Here is a 22,774-nt window from a genome sequence, read left to right as displayed (position 1 = left end):
TGCAAAAGTTTTTAAATAAAAAACTTACCTCAAATAGCCTGAAAGCCCCAATAAAACCGTTGAAATTTGCAGTAAAACTAATTTGAATTAGACAGTATTTTTATACCGGAGTAGTGAAATGAACGCGAGATTACCAGTAAATGGACTGGAACACCCTGAAAATAGGTTAAAATTTACTGGTATTACAAAAACAAAATAGGTTTTGCGCCCTATGCTGTTTTTACTTTTCACTTAACTTCCCGTACGCTATAAAAACAGCATAGGATCCAGCGCTGTAAGTTATGGTAGATTTGGGACCATATTTTTTCTTTTTTAACTAGCTTATTTTATATCAAAACCTGCAAAATCTATACAAAGTTCAGCATCGTTTTATTTTTGATGACAAAGTGATGCGGAAATGATGCGGCTGAAAATCCCCAGTATTACTGGTCTTATTTATATCTGGCATCGATTCATCAAAAAAAGAAGAAATTATCGGAGGCTTTTCTCCTTTGTTGTATTCAGAATTTGTTGCTTTGATGCAGATCTTCCCGCAAGCCTTGATAACATTGAGCTATGACCCGCATCACTTCTGCATCGTTTCATCGCTTTTTTAGGAGAGTTTAGATTGCAATTGATCCATATCGTCTCCTAATTTTTGATCAACTACTCTGGCATAGATTTGCGTAGTTGATAATTTAGTGTGCCCCAGGAGCTTTGAAACGGTTTCTATGGGCACTCCATTGGATAGGGTGACCGTTGTAGCAAAAGTATGTCTGGCAACGTGAAAACTAAGCTTTTTAGGAATTTTACACTGCTCTGCAATTTCCTTCAAGTAAGTATTTGTTTTTTGGTTGCTATACACCGGTAATAGAAATTCTGAAGTTGGTTTTTCATATTTATACAAAATACTGCGGGCTTTTTCCAGTAGCGGTACCTTAATCGGTTCATTGCTTTTCTCCCGCCTGCTATAGATCCAGTCCTTCCCATTCACACCTTTTATCAGGTTATCTCGGGTAAGGTTTTTTATTTCCCCATAACACATACCAGTATAGCAGGAAAAAACAAAAATATCCTTAGTGGTCTCCAGTGTTACTCTTCTGAATCGGGTCTCCTCAATATAATCTAGTTCTCTTTGGCTCAAATACGCACGATCAAATTTTTCAAATTTCATTTTATAGTCCCGGAATGGATCCTTATCCAGCCAACCAAGTTTAATGGCTAAATTTGTGAGCTTCTTAAATCGCTCCATGTGTTTCATTATTCCGTTATTACTCAATTGCTTTTTGCCATTTTTCCCCTTTTTTCTTCTTAGAAACTTGTCGAAACTGGTAACGAATTGATAATCTATATTTTTAAGATAGATATCTTTGATTCTATGATCGTAGGAAAGGTAATCATTCAAATACTTTTCTGTAGCTCCGTAATTTTTTAGCGTTCCTGGTTTAAGCACATCAACCATAGTGGTTTTATGATATTCAAGAATTTCCTGGAGTGATTTAAAAGTCGCATCAGCCCCAAGAAAACGGGCTTTGATAGCCTTGGCTGTTATAATTCTATCTTCTTTGAGCAGGTCTTCATAACACTGCAATAGTTTCGAATACTTGGCGTCCAGATAATTATTCAAAACTGTCGCTTCAAGGTTTCTTCCTTTTAACCTGTGGGCGCGATCATCCCAGGATTCCGGGTCACATTGTCGTCTTAAACTAATTTCTGCCCGACGGCCATTGACAGTTACCCTTGCATAAATAGGTGCAAGAGTATCTTTTTTCTTGGCCAAATTCAGCCAAAAGAGAATACGAAAAGTGGGTTTTGTTTTCATTGCCTTTCATTTAGGTAACCGATTTAACATAATTGTCGAAGTCAAATCACGCTAAAGCCCTAAGGCAACTGAAAGGTAAGAAAAAATGGGTGACCGATTAGGTAACCGAATAGGTCACATTTTATTTGATATCAAACAAAAAAAAATGATTCCCAGTTTTGCTAAAAGCACTGAAAATCATTTATTTAGGTAGTTTTTGAGCTATTTTGATACTCAAAAAGTCGGGGTGGCAGGATTCGAACCTGCGGCCTCCTGCTCCCAAAGCAGGCGCGATAACCGGGCTACGCTACACCCCGAGTAATTTTTTAATCGCGCTCGGCGCGATAACTTAAGTTTATAATAGTAAAAACTATTGTTAAACTTCAAAATTTCAACTTGAGTGAATTAATATCCCCCAAAGCGGGTGCAAATATAAGAAAACTTATCAGTCTACAAGAAAAACTTTAGATTTTTTATATCTTAGTTGAATCTTGCTGGCAATGCAGGATAAGCTAATCACAAAAAAAATTATTATGAAGCGAATTTTATTATTATTGGGGTTGATTTTTACCTTTTCCGCCTGCGGAGATAATCAAAAATCTGATAAAAAAGCCGAGGTGGAAGAACCAACAGAAACAAATGCTCAGGATTCTGATAACCCGGTACCAAAAGAAATGCCGGAAGCTGTTTCTCCCGAAAATGAATATAAACACGAGGTTGTTGCAGAGAATATGACAATTCCGTGGGGATTTGATTTTCTTCCCGATGGTAGCATCCTTGCAACCGAAAAAGGTGGCGATATTTATCATTTTAAAAATGGTAAACGTGTAGCTATTACCGGAGGTCCCGAAATTTACAATCAGGGGCAGGGTGGATTACTGGATATCGCCCTTCATCCCGATTTTGAGAACAATAATTGGGTTTATATCACCTATTCATCAGATGAAGGTGAAAGCGAAGGGGGAAATACTGCCTTAATGCGAGCCAAACTGGAAAACAATCAACTAACCAGTCGCGAAGATTTATACAAAGCCACTCCTAACTCTACCAGAGGACAACATTTTGGATCACGAATTGTTTTTGATGGAGAAGGTCATTTATTTTTTACTATTGGAGATAGAGGAAATAGAGATGTGAATCCGCAGGATATTACAAGAGATGGTGGGAAAGTATACCGACTTAACTTAGACGGAAGCGTACCTTCAGACAATCCTTTTGTAGGTGAAGAAAACGCTATAGAAGCTATTTATTCTTACGGACACAGAAATCCGCAGGGGATGATTTTCAACGAAGAAACCGGAGAAGTTTGGGTTAATGAACACGGCCCAAAAGGTGGTGATGAAATTAATGTTGTAAAAGCTGGAAAAAATTACGGTTGGCCGGTAGTAACTTATGGTGAAAATTATGATGGCACTACTATTACTGAAGATAGAACGGGACCTGAATTTCAGAACCCACTTACCTACTGGTTACCATCAATCGCACCAAGCGGATTTGAAAAAGTAACTTCAGATAAATATCCAGAGCTTAAAGGAAACTTTTTAGTGGGTGCCCTTAAATTTCAATATTTAGAACATTTAGCCATAGAAAATGGAGAAGTAACTACACGTGAGAAATTATTGGAAGGTCTTGGAAGATTAAGAGATGTTCAACAAGGCCCTGACGGATTTATCTACGCTGCTGTTGAAGGAACGGGTATAGTAAAATTGCTACCCCTGGAGGAAGCTGAATAATTTATAATCCTAAGATCGAAGCTTAGGAATTAAAACATCATATTTATTTCTAATTTGGGGCAAATGTTTAAATTTGCCCCAAATTTTTTTAGATGCTCATTATAGGAATTACAGGTGGAACCGGTAGTGGAAAAACTACGGTAGTAAGGCAAATTATAGACGAATTAAAAAATGAAGAGGTAGATGTAATTTCCCAGGATTCCTACTATAAAGACCTAAGTCATTTAGCTAAAGAAGAGCGGGTTAAATCCAATTTTGACCATCCAAAATCTATAGATTTTGATCTTTTAGTTGAACATTTAAAAGAGCTTAAAGCAGGCAATACCATTCAGCAGCCTGTATATTCATTTACAGAACATAACCGCACCAAACAAACCCTGGAAACCCAACCCAGGAAAGTGGTGATTGTAGAAGGCATTCTAATCTTCGCCCATCCTGATATTAGGGAGATGTTTGATATTAAAATCTACGTTCACGCCGATAGTGACGAACGTCTAATTCGCCGACTTAAGAGAGATATTTCTGAACGTGGGCGCGATTTAGATGAAGTTTTATGGCGATATCAAACTACGCTGAAACCAATGCACCAGCAGTTTATAGAACCTACCAAAGAATTTGCCGATATCATTATTCCTACCAACCGTTATAACACCGTTGCTGTTGATATTGTGCAAACCATAATCAAAGACCGCTTGACCTAATTTTGTATCTTTAATCCAAATAGCCGAGAAAAATTTAAGTTTTACGGTTTAACCAAAACAATCTTAATTAGTTACTGAAGTTAGAAGGTGTGAAATTAAAGGAATTAAGAAACAAAAAATGGTTTAAAATTATTAGCAACAAATATGTGCTGCTAATAATTATTTTTGGAGGCTGGATGCTATTTTTAGATAGTAATTCCTGGTTAGTCCATAATGAACTCAACCAGGAAGTAGAGGAGCTTGAAGAAAATAGGCAGTATTACAAAAATGAAATCTCCAAAGATAAAGCAACCATACAACAGCTTCAGGATTCGGTAGAGATGGAAAAATTTGCGCGCCAGCAATATTATATGAAACGTCCCAATGAAGAAATATTCATCATTGAATACGATACAATTCAGGATTAATTTTTCAGAAAAACCACACAATGAAAGAATCATTATTTCAGGAATTTGAAGAAGTTTCTGCAAAAGAATGGAAACAAAAAATACAATTTGATCTAAAAGGAGCCGATTATAACGAGAAACTCGTTTATAAGTCCCTGGACGGAATTAATATAAAACCTTTTTATAGTGGTGAAGATGTTGAAGAAAGTATAAAAACACCTTCTCCAAAAAACTGGAACATTTGCGAAAGATTATACGTAGTTTCTGTTGAAAAAAGTAATAAGCGTGCAAATGAAATTCTTAACAAAGGAACCGAAAGCCTTTGGTTTATCATTCCAAATGAAGAAATTTCTATTGAAAATTTACTGGAGGGAATAGTACTGGATAAAACCATAATTTACTTTAGTTCCAGCTTTTTTTCTGAAAATTATTTCAAACGTTTTCGGGAGTATTTTAAAGGAAAACAGCATCAGGTTTTTCTTCAATTTGATATTGTAGGAAACCTTGCCCGTTCCGGAAACTGGTTCCATAATCTTCAAAAAGACCACGAAATCCTGAACAGTATTTTCACTAATTCCAAAGATTTTAAATCGGTAATCAGTATAGATACCGCTTTATATCAAAATGCCGGTGCAAATATTCCACAGCAATTGGCTTATGCCCTGGCGCACGTTAACGAATATCTTAACCATTTTCAGGAAAGCCCGAATTTCGAGAAATTACAACCACAATTTCTAATTGCTTCCGGACCAAATTATTTCTTCGAAATAGCAAAAATTAAAGCTCTAAGATGGCTATACGCTACTTTAGCTTCAGAATACAACATCCCGGAAACCTGCCATATCCTGGCGCAACCCACCAAAAGAAATAAAACACTTTACGATTTCAACGTAAACCTTCTTCGAACAACCACTGAAAGTATGAGCGCTGTTTTAGGCGGTGCCGATACGGTTTATAATATGCCTTATGATGCTATCTATCATAAAAACAATGAGTTTGGAGACAGGATTGCCCGTAATCAATTGCTAGTGATGAAACACGAGGCATACCTTGACAAGGTTGCCAATGCTGCCGAAGGTGCTTATTATATTGAAAGCCTTACCAAACAATTTGCGGAAATGGCCCTAGATATTTTTAAAGAAATAGAGAAAGGTGGTGGCTTTTTAAAGCAATTAAAAGAAGGAGCTATTCAGCGAAAAATAAAGGAAAGCGCTAAAAAGGAACAGGAACAATTTGATAGTGGAGAATTGGTATTAATAGGTACTAATAAATTCGAAAATCCGCAGGACAAAATGAAAGATGAACTGGAATTGTATCCATTTTTAAAGCAAAATCCGCGTAAAACTCTAATAGAACCTATCCTGGAAAGACGTATAAGTGAACAAATTGAGCAGGAAAGAATAAAGCAGGAAAAGGTCGAATAATTAAAAAAAAGAGCAATGCAAAGAAAAGATCTTCAACATATAGAATTAAAAGAACCAGCAATTGGCAAGCGGCAAAAAGAGGGTGAAAACAACACCTATAAAACCCCGGAAGAAATCAACTTGCAGCCTTCTTATTCAAAAGAAGATATCAAAGATCTAAAACACTTAAATTTTGCGGCTGGAATTCCTCCCTATTTACGGGGTCCTTATAGTACAATGTATGTTAGTCGGCCGTGGACGATTCGCCAGTATGCTGGATTTTCTACTGCTGAAGAAAGCAATGCTTTTTACCGAAGAAATCTTGCTGCCGGGCAAAAAGGGCTTTCGGTTGCTTTTGATCTTCCCACCCATCGCGGTTACGACAGCGATCATGAACGTGTGGTTGGCGATGTGGGAAAAGCCGGTGTTGCGATAGATTCGGTCGAAGATATGAAGATCCTTTTTGACCAGATTCCGCTCGATAAAATGTCGGTTTCTATGACGATGAACGGTGCGGTTTTACCGGTTTTGGCATTCTATATCGTTGCTGCCGAAGAACAGGGCGTTAAACCGGAACAACTTTCAGGAACTATTCAAAACGATATTTTAAAGGAGTTTATGGTACGTAATACCTACATCTATCCACCTACTCCTTCAATGAAGATTATTTCAGATATTTTTGAATATTCCTCTCAAAATATGCCCAAATTCAATAGCATAAGTATTTCGGGCTATCATATGCAGGAAGCCGGTGCTACCTGCGATATTGAACTGGCTTACACCTTAGCCGACGGATTGGAATATATTAGAAAAGGCCTTGAAGCCGGGATGGATATAGATAGTTTTGCTCCCCGACTTTCATTTTTCTGGGGAATTGGGATGAATCATTTTATGGAAATCGCCAAAATGCGAGCCGCCAGAATGCTTTGGGCAAAACTCGTAAAGCAATTCAACCCAAAAAATGCGAAATCACTTTCGCTTAGAACACATTCGCAAACTAGCGGTTGGAGTTTAACCGAGCAGGATCCATTTAATAACGTAGCTCGAACCTGTATAGAAGCGGCAGCGGCAGCCTTTGGTGGAACGCAAAGTTTACACACAAATGCTTTGGACGAAGCCATTGCACTACCTACAGATTTTTCAGCAAGAATAGCGAGAAACACGCAGTTGCACCTTCAACAGGAAACAATGATTACCAAAACGGTAGATCCCTGGGCCGGCAGTTTTTATGTTGAAAAACTTACCGACGAAATTGCTGAAAAAGCCTGGAAACTTATAGAAGAAGTTGAAGAATTAGGCGGAATGACCAAAGCCATTGAAGAAGGAATTCCGAAGATGCGAATTGAAGAAGCCGCAGCTAAAAAACAGGCCAGGATAGATAGTGAAACCGATATTATTGTAGGCACTAACAAATACCGACTCGAAAAAGAAGATGAGCTGGTTACTTTAGAAGTAGATAACCAGACAGTAAGAAAACAACAGGTAGAACGCCTAGAGAAAATAAAAGCCGAAAGAAATACCGGAAAAGTTGAAAAAGCGCTAAAAGCTCTTACCGAATGCGCCGAAAAGGAAAACGGGAATTTGCTTAGTTTAGCTGTTGAGGCGGCAAGACATCGCGCAACATTAGGTGAAATTAGCGATGCGCTGGAAGAAGTTTACGGCAGGCATAAAGCTAAAGTACAAACCTTTAGCGGTGTATATTCTAAAGAAATGAAAGAGAACACTTCGTTTAAAAAAGCCAGGGAACTGGCCGATAAATTTGCCGAACAGGACGGAAGAAGACCCCGAATTATGATCGCAAAAATGGGTCAGGATGGTCACGATCGTGGTGCAAAGGTGGTAGCCACCGGTTATGCCGATCTTGGTTTTGATGTAGATATTGGTCCGCTTTTCCAAACCCCAAAAGAAGCTGCAAAACAAGCTGTAGAGAACGATGTACATATTTTAGGAGTTTCCTCTTTAGCAGCAGGCCATAAAACTTTGGTTCCGCAGGTCCTTGAAGAATTAGAAAAACTTGGACGTGAAGATATAATGGTAATTGTAGGCGGGGTAATACCGTCGCAGGATTATCAATATTTATTTGATGCCGGTGCTGTGGCGGTTTTTGGACCGGGAACTAAAATAAGCGATGCCGCTATTCAGCTTTTAGAAATTTTGATAGAGGAAGAAGTTTAAACTCATAAAAATAACCTTGAAGGTTTTATAACTTATAAAAAGACTTAAAATATTAAATCTCACTTAGTGAGTAAACTAACCAACTAAAAAATATATTATGGATTTTACTAAAAAAATGCTTCGTGACGATGCTTTAAAAGGCAAAACCATTATCGTAACCGGCGGAGGAAGTGGCCTTGGGAAAGCAATGACCAAATACTTTATGGAGCTTGGCGCTAATGTAGCCATTACTTCCAGAAACCTGGAAAAACTTCAAAACACCGCCAAAGAGCTGGAAGATGAAACCGGAGGTAAATGTTTTGCGGTTCAATGCGATGTAAGGCATTACGATCAGGTAGAAAACATGCGTGATGAAGTTCTAAAAGAATTTGGAAGCATAGATGTTTTATTAAACAATGCTGCAGGAAACTTTATTTCTCCAACTGAAAGATTAAGCGCTAACGCTTTTGATACAATCATTGATATTGTACTTAAAGGAAGTAAAAACTGCACCATGGCGCTTGGAAAACATTGGATAGATACAAAACAAAAAGATAAAACTGTACTTAATATTGTGACCACCTATGCGTGGACAGGCTCTGCTTATGTAGTACCAAGTGCTACTGCGAAAGCAGGAGTTTTGGCTATGACGCGCTCTTTAGCGGTAGAATGGGCAAAATACGGAATTAGGTTCAACGCAATTGCACCCGGCCCTTTCCCTACTAAAGGTGCCTGGGACAGATTATTACCAGGAGATTTAAAAGACAAATTTGATCTTGCTAAAAAAGTACCACTAAAAAGAGTTGGTGAACACCAGGAATTGGCAAACCTTGCCGCCTATTTAGTTTCAGACTTTTCAGCTTATGTAAACGGCGAAGTAATTACCATAGATGGTGGAGAATGGCTTAAAGGTGCAGGCCAGTTTAACCTCTTAGAAGCTATTCCGGAGGAAATGTGGGATCAATTAGAAGCGATGATTAAATCTAAGAAAGGCAGCTAGAACTGTCTAAAATAGAAGTTATTTCAATTCAAATTTTTCAGAATCAAACCGATTGTTACCTATTTACGGCAACAATCGGTTTTTTATGTATAAGCTGTTAACAAAATCATTTTATAAACCTGTAATAAATTGTATTTTTACCCTTCAAAAATCACAGAGACTTAATGGGTAAAATCATTGCTATTGCAAACCAAAAAGGAGGAGTTGGTAAAACCACTACCTCGGTAAACCTGGCCGCTTCGCTTGGAGTACTTGAAAAGAAAGTATTGTTAATAGATGCAGACCCACAGGCCAATGCTACATCGGGCCTGGGAATTGACATTGAAGAGGTTGAATTAGGCACTTACCAGCTTTTTGAAGACTCAATAGCTCCTGAAGACTGCATTCAAAAAACAAGTTCTCCCAATTTAGATATCATACCGGCTCATATTGACCTGGTTGCTATAGAAATTGAACTGGTAGACCAGGATCAAAGGGAATCTATGCTTAAAAAAGCAATCACTCCTTTAAAAGACCGGTATGATTTTATTTTGATTGATTGTGCTCCCTCCCTGGGTTTATTAACTTTAAATGCCTTAACAGCATCAGATTCTGTGGTAATTCCAATTCAATGTGAATATTTTGCACTCGAAGGTTTAGGAAAACTGCTTAACACTATAAAAAGCGTTCAAAAAATTCATAATAATAAATTAGACATAGAAGGTTTATTGCTAACTATGTACGATTCGCGTTTAAGGCTTTCTAACCAGGTGGTAGAAGAAGTTCAGAAGCATTTTGGCGAGATGGTTTTTGATACAATCATTCAAAGAAATGTGCGTTTAAGTGAAGCCCCAAGTTATGGGGAAAGCATTATTAACTATGATGCAGGCAGCAAAGGAGCCAGCAATTATTTGAGCCTGGCACATGAAATTATAAAGAAAAACTCGTAGAAGATGGCGAAGGCGACCAAAAAACAAGCATTAGGACGTGGACTTTCAGCTTTATTGAAAGATCCGCAAAACGATATACAATCTGCAGAAGATAAAAATGCCGATAAACTGGTTGGACATATTGTTGAACTGGATTTAGAATCTATTGAAGTAAATCCTTTCCAACCAAGGACAAGTTTTAATGAAGACAATCTTAAAGAACTTGCCTCTTCAATACGAGAACTTGGAGTAATTCAACCAATTACCGTAAGAAAACTGGATTTTGATAAATACCAGCTGGTTTCGGGAGAACGCCGTTATCGTGCTTCAAAATTGGTAGGTTTAGAAACTATTCCGGCTTATATAAGGATTGCCAACGACCAGGAATCTTTAGAAATGGCTTTGGTAGAAAACATTCAGCGCCAGGATCTGGATCCTATAGAGATTTCGCTTTCCTATCAACGTTTAATAGATGAAATAAACCTTACCCAGGAACAGTTAAGTGAACGCATTGGTAAAAATCGTTCTACTATTGCTAATTACTTACGTCTTTTAAAACTGGATCCCATAATTCAAACAGGAATGCGAGATGGCTTTATGAGTATGGGTCACGGACGCGCACTTATTAATGTTAGCGATCCGCAAAAGCAACTGGATATTTATGAGAAAATACTTCAAAAATCATTGTCGGTAAGAGAAACTGAACAATTGGTGCGTGAAGTAAACGAAGGTTCAAAAGTTTCAAAAACTTCCAAGAAAACGGCTGCAGTTCCTACTACTTATAAAAAAGGAATTAAAGAATTTTCAGAATACCTGGGAACCAAAGTAGATGTAAAAGTCACTAAAAAAGGTTCGGGAAAACTTAGTATTCCTTTTTCTTCCGAAGAAGATTTTAATAGGTTAAAAAAACTTATTCAGGGTGAAGAATAATCGGGCTTTATTATCTGTATTTTTTCTGTTGTTTGTTTTTACACTTACGGCCCAGGAAGATTCTTTAATGGTTGAAACTCCTGAAGTGTCAGATACTTCAAAAGAAAAAGATTATAAACCTTACAATGCCCTCGCACCCGCTAAAGCTGCATTTTACTCGGCTATATTACCGGGTCTGGGACAGGCATATAACGACAGGTATTGGAAAATCCCTTTGGTATATGCAGGAATTGGTACCGGAGTTTATTTTTATATAAACAATAATAAAGAATGGAACCGGTATAGAGATGCTTATAAAAATCGGCTTGCAGGTAGAAAAGATGAATTTACTGTAAATGGGGAAGAAAGAATATCTGATGATGGTCTAATAAGAGCCCAGGAATTTTATCGCAGAAATAAAGAAATCTCGATATTGGTAATCGCAGGATTTTATGTCTTGAATATTATAGATGCCAACGTAGACGCACATTTACAGCAATTTAATGTTAGTGAAGACCTAACGCTACAACCTAATATGGGGCTTGATAATTTTACCGGGAAATCCCGTTACGGTTTATCTTTAAATTATAAGTTTTAGGAAGCTTTTATTACTACCAATTAATTAGAATATCAAAATTTTATAGAGATGAAAATAGCACTTTTAGGATACGGAAAAATGGGAAAGACAATTGAAGAGATTGCTTTAAACCGTGGTCACGAAATTGTTCTTAAAATTGAAGAAGATATTGTTACTTACGAGATCAATAAAATGGAAATTGATGTTGCTATAGATTTTAGTGTTCCAAAAGCAGCGTTTAAAAATATTACCACCTGTTTTGAAAATAATATCCCGGTGGTTTGTGGTACAACCGGTTGGTTAGATGATTATGAGAAAGCAGTAGATATTTGCAAAAAAGAAGACAGCGCTTTTATTTATGCTTCTAACTTTAGCGTAGGTGTAAATCTATTTTTTGAGCTGAATAAAAAACTGGCCAAAATGATGAATGGTATGGATGATTATGCCGTAGAAATTGAAGAAATTCATCATACCCAGAAACAAGATGCCCCAAGTGGTACGGCTATAAGTCTTGCGCAACAAGTAATTGCTGAAAACGATAAAAAGAACAACTGGCAACTGGATCACGCCGCTGCCGATGAAATCGCTATTAAAGCTAAAAGAATTGAAGATGTGCCGGGCACTCACACCGTTTCTTACAAATCTAAAATAGATTCTATAGAAATTATGCATACCGCAAATTCACGAGAGGGATTTGCCTTAGGAGCAGTAATTGCTGCAGAATGGCTTAAGGATAAGCAAGGAGTTTTCACTATGCAAGATGTACTTTCCAGCCAATTTTAAACAAAAAATAGTAACAAACACTGGATTTTGTTACTAATAAGCAAAGAATAAAAATATGACGTTTACACAATGGTTTCTGTTTTTTCTCCTGGTTCAGATTATTCACTTTGCAGGTACCTGGAAACTTTATCAAAAAGCGGGAAGACAAGCCTGGGAAGCCGCAATTCCTATTTATAATGCAGTAATTTTAATGAAAATTATAAACCGCCCTTGGTGGTGGGTAATTCTTCTTTTTATTCCTATTGTAAACCTTATTATGTTCCCGGTAATTTGGGTAGAAACCATAAGAAGTTATGGCCGGCATAGCACTACCGATACCATTTTAGCTATTATAACACTCGGTTTCTACATCTACTATATAAATTATGCAACTGATGTAAAATATATTGAAGATAGAAGCTTAAAACCCAGGACTGCCGCCGGCGAATGGATAAGCTCTATACTATTTGCAGTAATTGCCGCCACCATAGTGCATACTTATGTAATGCAACCTTTTACCATCCCAACGGCCTCTTTAGAAAAAACTTTATTAGTAGGTGATTTCCTTTTTGTAAGTAAGTTTCATTATGGAGCACGCCTGCCAAGAACGGCGGTGGCGTTTCCCATGGTGCACGATACTATACCTGTATTGGGTGTAAAATCTTATTTAACAAAACCTCAAATTCCATATTTGAGATTACCGGGATTTGAAGAAATAGAGCGCAATGATATTGTAGTCTTTAACTGGCCGGTAGATACTGTAAATGCTTTTCAGCAATATGGTGATGGGAAATATTATTACAAACCCATAGATAAAAAATCTAATTACGTAAAACGTGCGGTAGGAATTCCGGGGGATTCGCTGGAGGTTCGTGCAGGAAAAGTTGTGGTAAATAACGAGCCGCTTCAGCTTCCGGGACGTGCAAAAACTCAGTTCACTTATATTGGTACTACCAACGGGCAGGGTTTCAATCCCAGGTATTTATATGAAGAATATGATATTACCGATGGTTATTACCACAACCCTAATACCAATCAATTTTATATAAAAGCCTTAACCGAAGACGCATATAACCGAATTAAAAATCATCCCAACGTTACCAGTATTGAAAGATATTCTGACTCATTAGGCTCAAAAGATCGAAGCATTTTTCCGAATAATGGAAAACTGAATTGGAATAACGATTATATGGGGCCAATTTACATTCCTGAAGAAGGGGTGACGATAGATCTTACTGCAGAATCAATGCCTTTTTATAAGCGAATTATAGAAACTTACGAAGGCAGTGAGATGGGAATTAACAATAAACTCAGTCTTAATGGGACCCAGGTTTTATTAAACGGCCAACCCGTAAATTCTTACACCTTTAAGCAAAATTATTACTGGATGATGGGTGACAATCGCCATAACAGTGAAGACAGCCGTACGTGGGGATTTGTTCCAGAAAATCATGTGGTGGGAAAACCTGTATTTGTATGGATGAGTTGGGATGCCAATGCCCAGGGCTTCTTTAATAAAATTAGATGGGATCGCGTTTTTACCACCGTTAAAGGTGACGCTACACCCACCTCATACCTACCCTATTTCCTAATAATTGTAGTAATACTTATCGCTTTTAATTACTTCAAAAAACGCAGGAAAAACGCTTAAATGGAAAAAATTTTAATACATCCGGCCTATTTTGGGCCGGTTTCTCAGTTTGTTGCGCTGGTAAAAGCTAATAAAGTCTTTTTTGAAAATGAAGACAATTACCAGAAACAAACCTATAGAAACCGGATGTATATCTATGACTCCAATGGTAAATTATTGCTGAATATTCCTATTAAACATCGCTCAGCCCTAACTGGGGAGCCGAAAGAATCAGGGAAACACCAGTTATATAAAGAAGTAAAAATTGAAAATGATTTTGAATGGCAAAAGCAGCATTGGCGAGCTTTAAAAGCTTCTTACCAAACTTCGCCATTTTTTGAATTTTATGAGGATGAAATTTATCCGCTTTATCATAAGAAATTTAATTACTTAATGGATTTCAATTATGCTTGTCTGGAATTTGTAACAGATTCGCTTCAACTAGATTTAGATTTTGAGAAAACTTCAGAATTCATTCTTTATCCTGAAGATAAAAAAGACCTAAGAACATTGATTAATGCTAAGGGAAAATTGAAATTTCAGCAGGAAGAATACACCCAGGTTTTTAAAGAAAAACACGGGTTTTTATCTAATTTAAGTATTCTGGATCTTCTTTTTAATGAAGGGCCAAATACCACCAATTACCTGGAAGCACAGGAACTTAAATTTTAATTCTGGTTAATATTGGATAGTGATCTGAAAGTTCATTTTTAAAACGGGCATAATCGTTTATTTGAATGTTATTATCTATCCAGATAAAATCTATTCTTAAAGGGAAATAATTTAATTTAAATGTTTGTCCAAAACCTTCACCAGAATGCAAAAAAGCATCGGTAAACCTGTCATCTTTATTTAACATTTCATACACATAAGAGAAAGCAGTATTGTTAAAGTCTCCGGCGATAATTGTTTTATAAGGAGTTTTGTTCACTTTTTCCATCATCATTTCAGCCTGCTCCTGTTGTAAACTAAAACCCTGCCCTATTCTACCAAGCAATTTCTTAGAATCTGCTTTACGTAAATCTTCAATTTCGGGTTTAATATTCAGCGATTGAAAATGAACATTAAAAATACGCAATGTATCTTTTTTCACTACCACATCGGTATAGATAGAATTATTATTCCCATTATGCGGAAAATCTATAGAAGATTGTTCAATTATTGGATATTTAGAGAAAATGGCCATCCCAAACTCAGAATTCCTTCCTTTTTTATGTACAAATTTATAAGGGTATATTTCCTTGAATCCGGTTTCGTCTACGGTATGCTCCTGCGTGAGTAAAATATCCGGATTTTTATCTTTTACAAAATTGGTAATTTTCTCTGGAATGTTTTTTTCATCAGTCCATCCATAAGAATTAAACATTCTAACATTATAGCTCATAATACTCAGCTCATCATCAGAGGTTAGTGTATCACCGCTAAACTGGTAAAGATTGGTCACATAATTATAACCTACCAGTAAAATGATAAAAGATAACAGAAATTGCCTTTTCAACCTTATAATCCAATAAACCATAAAAACCAGGTTTATTAAGATTAAAACCGGTACCCCAAGACTTAAAACAGAAAGTAATGGAAAAGATTTTGGAGGAATAAAAGCAAGCAAATAAGATAATAAAAGCGCCGTAGCAGCAAGGGAATTAAAGATAAAAATGATCTTATCTATGAGTCCAAGATTCTTCATTTAATCTTCTTTACCGGCTTTAAATAGAAAATCTTTCTCGCTTTTGCTCAAACTATCGTAACCGCTTTTGCTTATTTTATCTAAAATGGCATCAATTTGCTTTTGTTTTTCATCTTTATCCAGCTTTTTAGAAGAAGAAGATTTACGAGGTCCCGAGCCAGATTTTTTATCTGAAGTTTTTCGGTACACCGTTTTCATTTTGGCTTTGCGCTCGGTAGGTTGAAACATAGCCGCAAAGCTGTCCATTATTTTCTCAAACCAGGAACCAATATCATTCCCTTTTTGTAATTGTTTAGTATAAGTATAGCCTAAAGCCGCTCCACCGAGGTGAGCTAAATGCCCCCCGGCATTCCCCATTGGAATCTGAATAACATCCAGGGCCACTAAAAAAGCGGCGATATACCAGAATTTGATACTTCCTATTAAGAGAAGTCTTACCCGCATATTTGGAATATAAGTAGCAATACCCACTAAAACTGCCATCACCCCGGCAGAGGCTCCTATTAAATAAGATCTTCCGGTCGCTTCAAATGCGGGAAATAAATTATAACTAAGCATATAAACCAAAGCGCCCATAATCACTCCTAAAAAGAAATAATTAAGCAATCTTTTTGGCGAAAAATAGTTTAAAAAATAAATTCCGGAAAAGTATAAAATGAGCATATTAGAAAGAATATGCCAAATCCCGCCGTGTAAAAAAGAATAGGTAATAATAGACCAGGGCTTAAAAATAAACTCTCCTAATTCCTTCGGAAAAGAAAACCACTCCAGTAAAAAATCTGATGGTAACTGAAATAGAAAGGTTAAGGTTCTAAAAAGATAAAACAAGATAAAAACCAACACATTAATTGCGATTAGTTTTTCAACTACCGTGGCGGTTTGTAGTTTGTATTTAAATTTATCAGATCCTTTCATCAATCCCAGCGATTTTGGTTAAACTGGTTTTTCTTCCAGTACCACATCATAATAAAGCCGAACAGGGCTCCACCGATGTGGGCAAAGTGAGCAATACCTCCTCCAAATAACGAATATCCGGTTAATCCTGAAAATAAATCAAGTAAAATAAGTGCAGGAATAAAGAATTTTGCCTTAATAGGAACCGGTACAAATAAAAGGAATAATTCTACATTGGGAAACATCATTCCAAAAGCAACAAGAATTCCATAGATAGCACCCGATGCACCAACCGCAGGTGTATTCACGCTTTGATATAATCCCTGAAGCGTTTCCCGGGGTACAGACTCAAGTATTGCGGTAGAATATTCTCCCGTTTTAAGCAATTGTTCTATACTTCCCATACTCATTCCTGCATCTAAGAGCGCATTATAACCGGTTTTAAATTCAATATAATTTACCAGTGTATGTAAAAATGCAGCTCCAAGCCCTGCCGAAAAGTAGAAGAAAATAAACTTCTTTTGCCCCAGCATTTGTTCTATAGGGCCACCAAACGCCCAAAGTGCATACATATTAAAAACAATATGCATAAGGCCGCCGTGCATAAACATATGGGTAACAAACTGCCACGCCATAAAATTATCGTTCTCAAAGAACCAAAGTGCAAATAACTGGTAGGCATAATCGCCCAGAAACTGGCTACCAACAAAAAAGATGATGTTGATTATTAAAAGTACTTTTACAGTTTCGGTAATTCTTCCCATTTACATAAATTTTTTGTCCAGTTCGTCTACAGTTAAAGTAACGAAAACCGATCTGTTAGACGGGCTTAACCCGGGTTCTTTACAAGCAAACAACCTGTTAACGATATGCTGCTGCTCGGTATTGTTTAATAAGGTGCCAGATTTTACCGCCATTCCCTTTGCGAGCGACTTTGCCAGTAAATCGGTTTGAGAAAAACCATTATCGGGAACATCGTTTTCAAAATCGGCAATAAGTTGTTCCAGTAATATTTCTACTTCACTTTCTGAAATAAGCGTTGGAATTCCTACAATTTCTACGGAATCACTTTTTACTTCAGAAAATACAAATCCTGTTTGTTCCAGAGAATCCTGTAATTGTTTTAATATCTCAATTTCGTGAGTATTAAACTGAAGGTTTAACGGAAACAACAACTGTTGGCTCACCGCGGCTGAAACGGTAATATTTTTCAGCATCTCTTCATATAATATCCTGGTGTGGGCCCGGTGTTGATCTATTACTAAAATCCCGCTCTTCAGCGTACTTACAATATATTTTTTATGAAGCTGAAAGGTAGATTTTTCTTCTTTATCTTCAGAAGGCTGGAATAAATTTCCTGTTACTTCTTCACTTTCAAATTCTATTTCCCTAAAATCTGCATCCGGCTTAGGGGTGTCTTCGGTTTGCAAACCGGTGTATAAACTTTCCCAACTTTCTTCCCGCTCTTTTTTAAAGTTTGAAGAAAAGGAGTTTGAACCCGTTCTATGGGTCCTTGTATTTTCTTCCCGAAATGGATTAAAATTACGATCTACTTCTACCTGCGGTACTTCAGCAGATCTGTTTTTATAATCATAAGGCGTGTCCAGGTTTGCATCGCGATCAAAATCCAGGACAGGAGCTACATTAAATTGCCCCAAACTATGTTTGATCGCGCTTCTTAAAATTGCATAAAGCGCGTGTTCATCGTCAAACTTTATTTCAGTTTTAGTAGGATGAATATTGATATCTATACTTTTTGGATCAACCTTTAAGAAAAGAAAATAACTGGGATAAGATTTATCTTTTAATAAACCTTCAAAAGCGGCTACTACGGCGTGATTTAAGTAAGGACTTTTTATAAACCTATTATTTACAAAAAAGAATTGTTCTCCCCGTGATTTTTTGGCAAACTCAGGTTTCCCTACAAATCCCGAAATTTCAACAATCTCAGTCTCCTCGGTTACCGGCACCAATTTTTCGTTGGTTTTTCCTCCAAAAATATTAGTAATTCGCTGCCTGTGATTAGTCTCCGGAAGTTGAAAAAGTTCACTCCCGTTATGAAATAACGAAAAAGCAATTTGTGGATGCGCCAAAGCCACCCTTTGAAATTCGTCTATAATATGCCGTGTTTCTACCGCGTCAGATTTCAGGAAATTTCTTCTTGCCGGAATATTATAAAACAGGTTTTTTACACTTACCGAAGTTCCTTTTGGGCAAACACAAACATCCTGATTGGCAACTTTACTGCCTTCAACTTTAATTTGTGTTCCAACTTCATCATCTTCAGGTTTAGTCTTTAATTCTACGTGGGCAATCGCAGCAATAGAAGCCAGGGCTTCTCCCCTAAAGCCTTTGGTTTGCAAACTAAAAAGATCTTCAGCAGCTTTAATTTTTGACGTAGCGTGACGTTCAAAACACATCCTGGCATCGGTAAGGCTCATTCCCTTCCCATCATCAACCACCTGGATAAGGGTTTTTCCCGCATCTTTAATTACCACCTGGATATTTCCAGAACCAGCATCAATAGCATTTTCAACCAATTCTTTAACCACCGAAGCAGGGCGTTGCACCACTTCCCCGGCAGCAATCTGGTTCGCTACATGGTCTGGTAAAAGTTGAATTATATCTGTCATTTAGGGTTGATTGGAAAAGATGGACAGATCAAAGTCAATTATCCATAGAAAAATAAGAACCAGCACCATAATAATAATGAGCAATCGCTTATTGATCTCCCGGTTTCCCCGGGTTCTACTTGATTTACGCACTTCAGCCCATTGAGAGCCAAAATCTATGGCATTTGTAGTTTCTTTATACTTACTAAATTTTGAATCAAAACTATAAATATTACCCGTATCCTTCCCCTTATAATAACGTGGGGTGTAATTATAACGGGCATTCTTTCTGGGTTTATGAATTTTGATTTTCAAAATATGTTGATTTTCTGTGGTAGTTCAAATTTACTCAAATTGCTTCAAAAAACCGAAGCGAACGAGCTTAAAAAGAAATCAACAATAATAATGCCGATGTATATTTTTATTTAAAATCTGGCGTCCTGGCGTAATTTAGCCATTTTAATAGCAGCTATGGCAGCTTCAGTACCTTTATTACCGTGCTTGCCGCCACTTCTATCAATGGCCTGTTGCATATTTTGATCGGTTAAAACACAAAAGATAATTGGAGTATCGTTTTGTACATTCAAGTCTTTTATACCCTGGGTAACGCCTTCACAAACAAAATCAAAATGTTTTGTCTCTCCCTCAATTACGCTTCCAATGGCAATAATCGCATCAAGCATATCATAACTTTCCTGCATTTTTTTGCAACCGTAAATAAGTTCAAAACTGCCGGGTACATTCCACCGAACAATTCTCTTTTCCTGCACCTTATTCTCTATAAGCGCGTTAAAAGCGCCTTCATAAAGGCCTTCGGTAATTTTATCGTTCCATTCTGAAACAACAATCCCGATGCGAAAATCACTCGCATCGGGAAGTTGGTCTTTATCGTAATCTGAAAGGTTATTTCCTTCTGTAGCCATAATTATTGTTTTGCAGCGCGAGCCTGCCCCATATAGATTGGCACCTGCTCAGCTTCTGGAGCTTCTGGATACTCATCCTTTATTTTCTGAAGGTGTTCTTCAGCTTCAGCTGGTTGCCCTACTTCTAAAGCGGTAATTGCTGCTTTAAGTAAAAATTTTGGTGTTGTAAACTCGTTAGAACGCATAGAAGCGGCTTTTTCATAATAATCTAAAGCTTCTTCCGGCTGTTCCAGTTGCATAAAAGCATCTCCAATTCCTCCTGTAGCTAAAGCTGCCAATACTTCGTCTTCACTATTAAAATCTTCAAGATAATTGATAGCTTCCTGGTAGTTTCCTGTATTCAAATAAGCAAAACCGGCATTGTAAGTTGCAAGGTTTGCTGCATCGGTACTTCCATAATTATCTATAATATCAAGAAAACCGTATTTACCTTCACCACCATTTAAAGACATCGTGAAAAGTGAATCGCGCTCAGCGCCAGATGCGTTTAAAGCCGAAGCAAAATAGTTTTGAGCCTGAGCCATTTCATTAGCCGCTTCTTCCTGTTTTGGTTCACTTACAAAACGTTGGTAACCAAGGTAACCTAAAACGGCTACGATTGCTACTCCAACAATGATATAAATATACTTTTGATTTTCTGCCACCCAGGTTTCGGTCCTGCCAGCACCTTCGTCAAGAGTGTTAAATACTTCAGCAGTTGTAGATTCGTCTTCTACCTGTTTCTGCTGTTCTTCCTTATTAGATGGTTTATATCCTTTTTTCTTGTAAGTTGCCATAAAAACTGTTTAATGCGTGGCAAAAATATGATTTTTATTCAAAATTAAAAGGGAAATTATTTGTATTTTTTTAATATTTTCGGGTCATTCGCTTTACTTTCAGAATTCTATTATATAAATATCAAAAAGCTGAACAACAGCATTTTATGTTTTTAAAACAACTCTCTTTAGTTAATTACAAAAACCTGGATTCAGCTTCTTTCGAGTTTGACACGAAAATAAATTGTTTTGTAGGCAATAATGGCGTTGGTAAAACCAACGTTTTAGACAGTATTTATCATTTGGCTTTTGGAAAAAGCTATTTTAACCCAATTACCAGCCAAAACATTAATCACGATGCCGATTTTTTTGTGGTTGAAGGACAGTTTGAAAAATCACAAAAAGAGGAACAAATATTAGTAAGCGCTAAACGCGGACAAAAAAAGGTTATAAAGCGGAACAATAAGCCCTATGAAAAATTTAGTGATCATATTGGCTTTATTCCTACCGTAATTATTTCCCCGGCCGATCGTGACCTTATTATTGAAGGAAGCGAAACCCGCCGAAAATTTATGGATGGTGTGATCTCCCAGAGTGATAATGTTTATCTCAATAAACTTATTCAGTACGGAAAGATAAACGCGCAGCGTAATTCTTTGCTAAAATACTTCGCTGCAAATCATAGTTTTGATCGTGATACTTTAGAGGTTTATAATCTTCAGCTTAGTGAGCTTGGCCAGTATATTTTTGAAAAAAGGAAAGCCTTTTTAGAAGAATTCATTCCAATTTTTAATAAGCGATATGCTGATATTACTAAAAACAAGGAAGAGGTAGATATAAGTTATAAAAGTCAGCTGTTTGATAATGATTTAGCTTCTTTACTTGAAGCAAACCTTCAAAAGGATATGGCCTTACAGTATACAAGCGTAGGCACACATAAAGACGATCTAAGTTTTGAAATTGAAGGTCATCCTATAAAAAAATTCGGCTCCCAGGGACAGCAGAAATCTTTTTTAGTAGCCTTAAAACTGGCGCAATTCGATTTTATTAAAGCTATAAGTAAAGTAAATCCAATTTTACTGCTCGATGATATTTTCGACAAATTAGACGAGCAACGCGTGGCACATATTGTAGCTTTGGTGGCTACAGATCAATTAGGTCAAATTTTTATTAGTGATACCCATGCAGACCGTACAGAAGCTGTGGTTAAAAGCAGTAATCAATCTTATAAACTCTTTAAATTGTGAATAAAAAAATTCTTTTTTTCCTCTTCGGAATCGTACTTTTAGGATGCGCGAAAAACAACCCTGAAGAACAGTTAGAACACCTTACCGGTTACTGGGAAATTGATCGCGTAGAGATTACAGAAGATTCAGTAATTAACTACAAGGTGAATGCCACGGTAGATTATATTGAATTTGATGGCGAAGAAGGTTTTCGTAAAAAAGTTAAGCCACAATTTGACGGGAGTTATAAGACTAGTGAAGATATAGAAGAAATTTCGGCAAAAATAGAAAACGACAGTTTGCGTCTCCATTACAAAACCCCATTTGATGAATGGACCGAGACCGTAATTTCTGCTGAAGAAGATAAGTTTAGCGTGCTAAACCGGGATGGTAAAATTTATCATTACACAAAATTCACCTCCTTATTAGATGAAAATGAAGAAGAGAAATAGTGAAAATCAAAGTTTAAGCGAAGTTTTAAAAGAATTTGTAGACCATAACAAACTCCAGGGTGGTCTTGATAAAGTTAGCGTTAAGGATGTCTGGTACCGTGAAATGGGTCCCGCAATAGAAAAATATACTACAGCCATAAAACTTCAAAACGAAACACTTTTCGTGCAATTAAGCTCTTCTGTTTTAAGGGAAGAACTTAGTTATGGTAAAGAAAAAATAATTAATATGCTAAACCGGGAATTAGGAAAAGACCTGATTAAAAAACTGGTTTTACGCTAAAA

Annotated in this window: 23 protein-coding genes and 1 tRNA gene; 15 read left to right on the top strand and 9 right to left on the bottom strand. The window is 36.9% G+C overall.

The window, feature by feature from the left end:
* Positions 1-592: 592 nt before the first annotated feature.
* Positions 593-1,801 carry a site-specific integrase gene (locus BM084_RS02000; protein WP_093302439.1) on the bottom strand — a complete coding sequence of 403 codons (1,209 nt, stop codon included), beginning with the start codon at positions 1,799-1,801 and terminating at the stop codon, positions 593-595.
* Between the two features lie 221 nt (positions 1,802-2,022).
* A tRNA-Pro gene (locus BM084_RS01995) sits at positions 2,023-2,097 on the bottom strand.
* Between the two features lie 216 nt (positions 2,098-2,313).
* Between BM084_RS01995 and BM084_RS01990 the strand changes: the two genes are divergently transcribed.
* The 12 genes from BM084_RS01990 (at position 2,314) to BM084_RS01935 (ending at position 14,615) form a co-directional block, all read left to right on the top strand.
* Positions 2,314-3,513, top strand: a complete 1,200-nt coding sequence (locus tag BM084_RS01990; RefSeq protein ID WP_093302488.1) for a PQQ-dependent sugar dehydrogenase — start codon at positions 2,314-2,316, stop codon at positions 3,511-3,513.
* Between the two features lie 92 nt (positions 3,514-3,605).
* Positions 3,606-4,214 (top strand): uridine kinase, encoded by a 609-nt coding sequence (udk, locus tag BM084_RS01985; RefSeq protein ID WP_093302436.1) that lies wholly within the window; start codon positions 3,606-3,608, stop codon positions 4,212-4,214.
* Between the two features lie 89 nt (positions 4,215-4,303).
* A complete protein-coding gene (locus BM084_RS01980; RefSeq protein ID WP_075326634.1) occupies positions 4,304-4,621 on the top strand; it encodes an FtsB family cell division protein in 318 nt (105 codons plus the stop codon).
* 20 nt (positions 4,622-4,641) lie between these two features.
* Positions 4,642-6,024, top strand: coding sequence for a methylmalonyl-CoA mutase subunit beta (locus BM084_RS01975; RefSeq protein ID WP_093302434.1), 1,383 nt, complete (start codon positions 4,642-4,644; stop codon positions 6,022-6,024).
* Between the two features lie 15 nt (positions 6,025-6,039).
* Entirely contained in the window at positions 6,040-8,178 is a 2,139-nt protein-coding gene (gene scpA, locus BM084_RS01970; protein ID WP_093302432.1) for a methylmalonyl-CoA mutase, read from the top strand.
* 97 nt (positions 8,179-8,275) lie between these two features.
* Positions 8,276-9,157 carry an SDR family oxidoreductase gene (locus tag BM084_RS01965; protein WP_075326631.1) on the top strand — a complete coding sequence of 294 codons (882 nt, stop codon included), beginning with the start codon at positions 8,276-8,278 and terminating at the stop codon, positions 9,155-9,157.
* A 164-nt stretch (positions 9,158-9,321) separates the two neighbouring features.
* Positions 9,322-10,086 (top strand): ParA family protein, encoded by a 765-nt coding sequence (locus tag BM084_RS01960; protein ID WP_093302430.1) that lies wholly within the window; start codon positions 9,322-9,324, stop codon positions 10,084-10,086.
* Positions 10,087-10,089: 3 nt separating this feature from the next.
* Positions 10,090-10,995 (top strand): ParB/RepB/Spo0J family partition protein, encoded by a 906-nt coding sequence (locus BM084_RS01955; protein WP_093302428.1) that lies wholly within the window; start codon positions 10,090-10,092, stop codon positions 10,993-10,995.
* On the top strand, positions 10,985-11,572 hold the full coding sequence (locus tag BM084_RS01950) for a DUF5683 domain-containing protein (protein ID WP_093302426.1): 588 nt from the start codon (positions 10,985-10,987) through the stop codon (positions 11,570-11,572). Before BM084_RS01955 ends, BM084_RS01950 begins: the two co-directional genes overlap by 11 nt.
* A gap of 48 nt (positions 11,573-11,620) precedes the next feature.
* Positions 11,621-12,334, top strand: coding sequence for a 4-hydroxy-tetrahydrodipicolinate reductase (gene dapB, locus BM084_RS01945; protein ID WP_093302423.1), 714 nt, complete (start codon positions 11,621-11,623; stop codon positions 12,332-12,334).
* 55 nt (positions 12,335-12,389) lie between these two features.
* A complete protein-coding gene (lepB, locus tag BM084_RS01940) occupies positions 12,390-13,964 on the top strand; it encodes a signal peptidase I (RefSeq protein ID WP_093302421.1) in 1,575 nt (524 codons plus the stop codon).
* Entirely contained in the window at positions 13,965-14,615 is a 651-nt protein-coding gene (locus tag BM084_RS01935) for a WbqC family protein (RefSeq protein ID WP_093302419.1), read from the top strand.
* Here BM084_RS01935 and BM084_RS01930 read toward each other — a convergent pair.
* The 7 genes from BM084_RS01930 to BM084_RS01900 all read right to left on the bottom strand — a co-directional run bounded on the left by BM084_RS01930 (position 14,605) and on the right by BM084_RS01900 (position 20,835).
* Positions 14,605-15,630: an endonuclease/exonuclease/phosphatase family protein gene (locus BM084_RS01930; protein ID WP_093302416.1), complete on the bottom strand. Its 1,026-nt coding sequence runs from the start codon at positions 15,628-15,630 to the stop codon at positions 14,605-14,607. The two genes, BM084_RS01935 and BM084_RS01930, sit on opposite strands and share 11 nt — an antisense overlap.
* Positions 15,631-16,545, bottom strand: a complete 915-nt coding sequence (locus BM084_RS01925; protein WP_075326623.1) for a rhomboid family intramembrane serine protease — start codon at positions 16,543-16,545, stop codon at positions 15,631-15,633.
* The gene (locus tag BM084_RS01920; protein ID WP_075326622.1) at positions 16,545-17,288 is read right to left on the bottom strand and encodes a rhomboid family intramembrane serine protease; all 744 of its coding nucleotides are present in this window, start codon (positions 17,286-17,288) and stop codon (positions 16,545-16,547) included. The genes BM084_RS01925 and BM084_RS01920 overlap by 1 nt, the downstream gene beginning before the upstream one ends.
* Positions 17,289-19,157 (bottom strand): DNA mismatch repair endonuclease MutL, encoded by a 1,869-nt coding sequence (gene mutL / locus BM084_RS01915; protein ID WP_075326621.1) that lies wholly within the window; start codon positions 19,155-19,157, stop codon positions 17,289-17,291.
* Positions 19,158-19,451: a hypothetical protein gene (locus BM084_RS01910; protein WP_093302413.1), complete on the bottom strand. Its 294-nt coding sequence runs from the start codon at positions 19,449-19,451 to the stop codon at positions 19,158-19,160. It lies immediately after the preceding gene.
* Positions 19,452-19,561: 110 nt separating this feature from the next.
* The gene (ribH, locus tag BM084_RS01905; protein WP_075326620.1) at positions 19,562-20,059 is read right to left on the bottom strand and encodes a 6,7-dimethyl-8-ribityllumazine synthase; all 498 of its coding nucleotides are present in this window, start codon (positions 20,057-20,059) and stop codon (positions 19,562-19,564) included.
* Between the two features lie 2 nt (positions 20,060-20,061).
* A complete protein-coding gene (locus BM084_RS01900) occupies positions 20,062-20,835 on the bottom strand; it encodes a tetratricopeptide repeat protein (RefSeq protein WP_093302410.1) in 774 nt (257 codons plus the stop codon).
* Positions 20,836-20,981: 146 nt separating this feature from the next.
* Here BM084_RS01900 and recF point away from each other — a divergent pair, with 146 nt between their 5' ends.
* The 3 genes from recF to BM084_RS01885 are packed head-to-tail and all read left to right on the top strand — an operon-like array spanning position 20,982 to position 22,772.
* Positions 20,982-22,061 (top strand): DNA replication/repair protein RecF, encoded by a 1,080-nt coding sequence (gene recF, locus BM084_RS01895; RefSeq protein WP_093302406.1) that lies wholly within the window; start codon positions 20,982-20,984, stop codon positions 22,059-22,061.
* Positions 22,058-22,492, top strand: coding sequence for a lipocalin family protein (locus BM084_RS01890; protein WP_093302404.1), 435 nt, complete (start codon positions 22,058-22,060; stop codon positions 22,490-22,492). The genes recF and BM084_RS01890 overlap by 4 nt, the downstream gene beginning before the upstream one ends.
* The gene (locus BM084_RS01885) at positions 22,476-22,772 is read left to right on the top strand and encodes a DciA family protein (protein WP_075327954.1); all 297 of its coding nucleotides are present in this window, start codon (positions 22,476-22,478) and stop codon (positions 22,770-22,772) included. Before BM084_RS01890 ends, BM084_RS01885 begins: the two co-directional genes overlap by 17 nt.
* Positions 22,773-22,774: the final 2 nt, after the last annotated feature.

Origin of the sequence: Salegentibacter agarivorans (assembly GCF_900113135.1) — a bacterium.
In the GTDB taxonomy this organism is placed as follows: domain Bacteria; phylum Bacteroidota; class Bacteroidia; order Flavobacteriales; family Flavobacteriaceae; genus Salegentibacter; species Salegentibacter agarivorans.
Note: the sequence above shows the minus strand (reverse complement) of the source record. Positions and strands in the feature narration are given on the sequence as shown.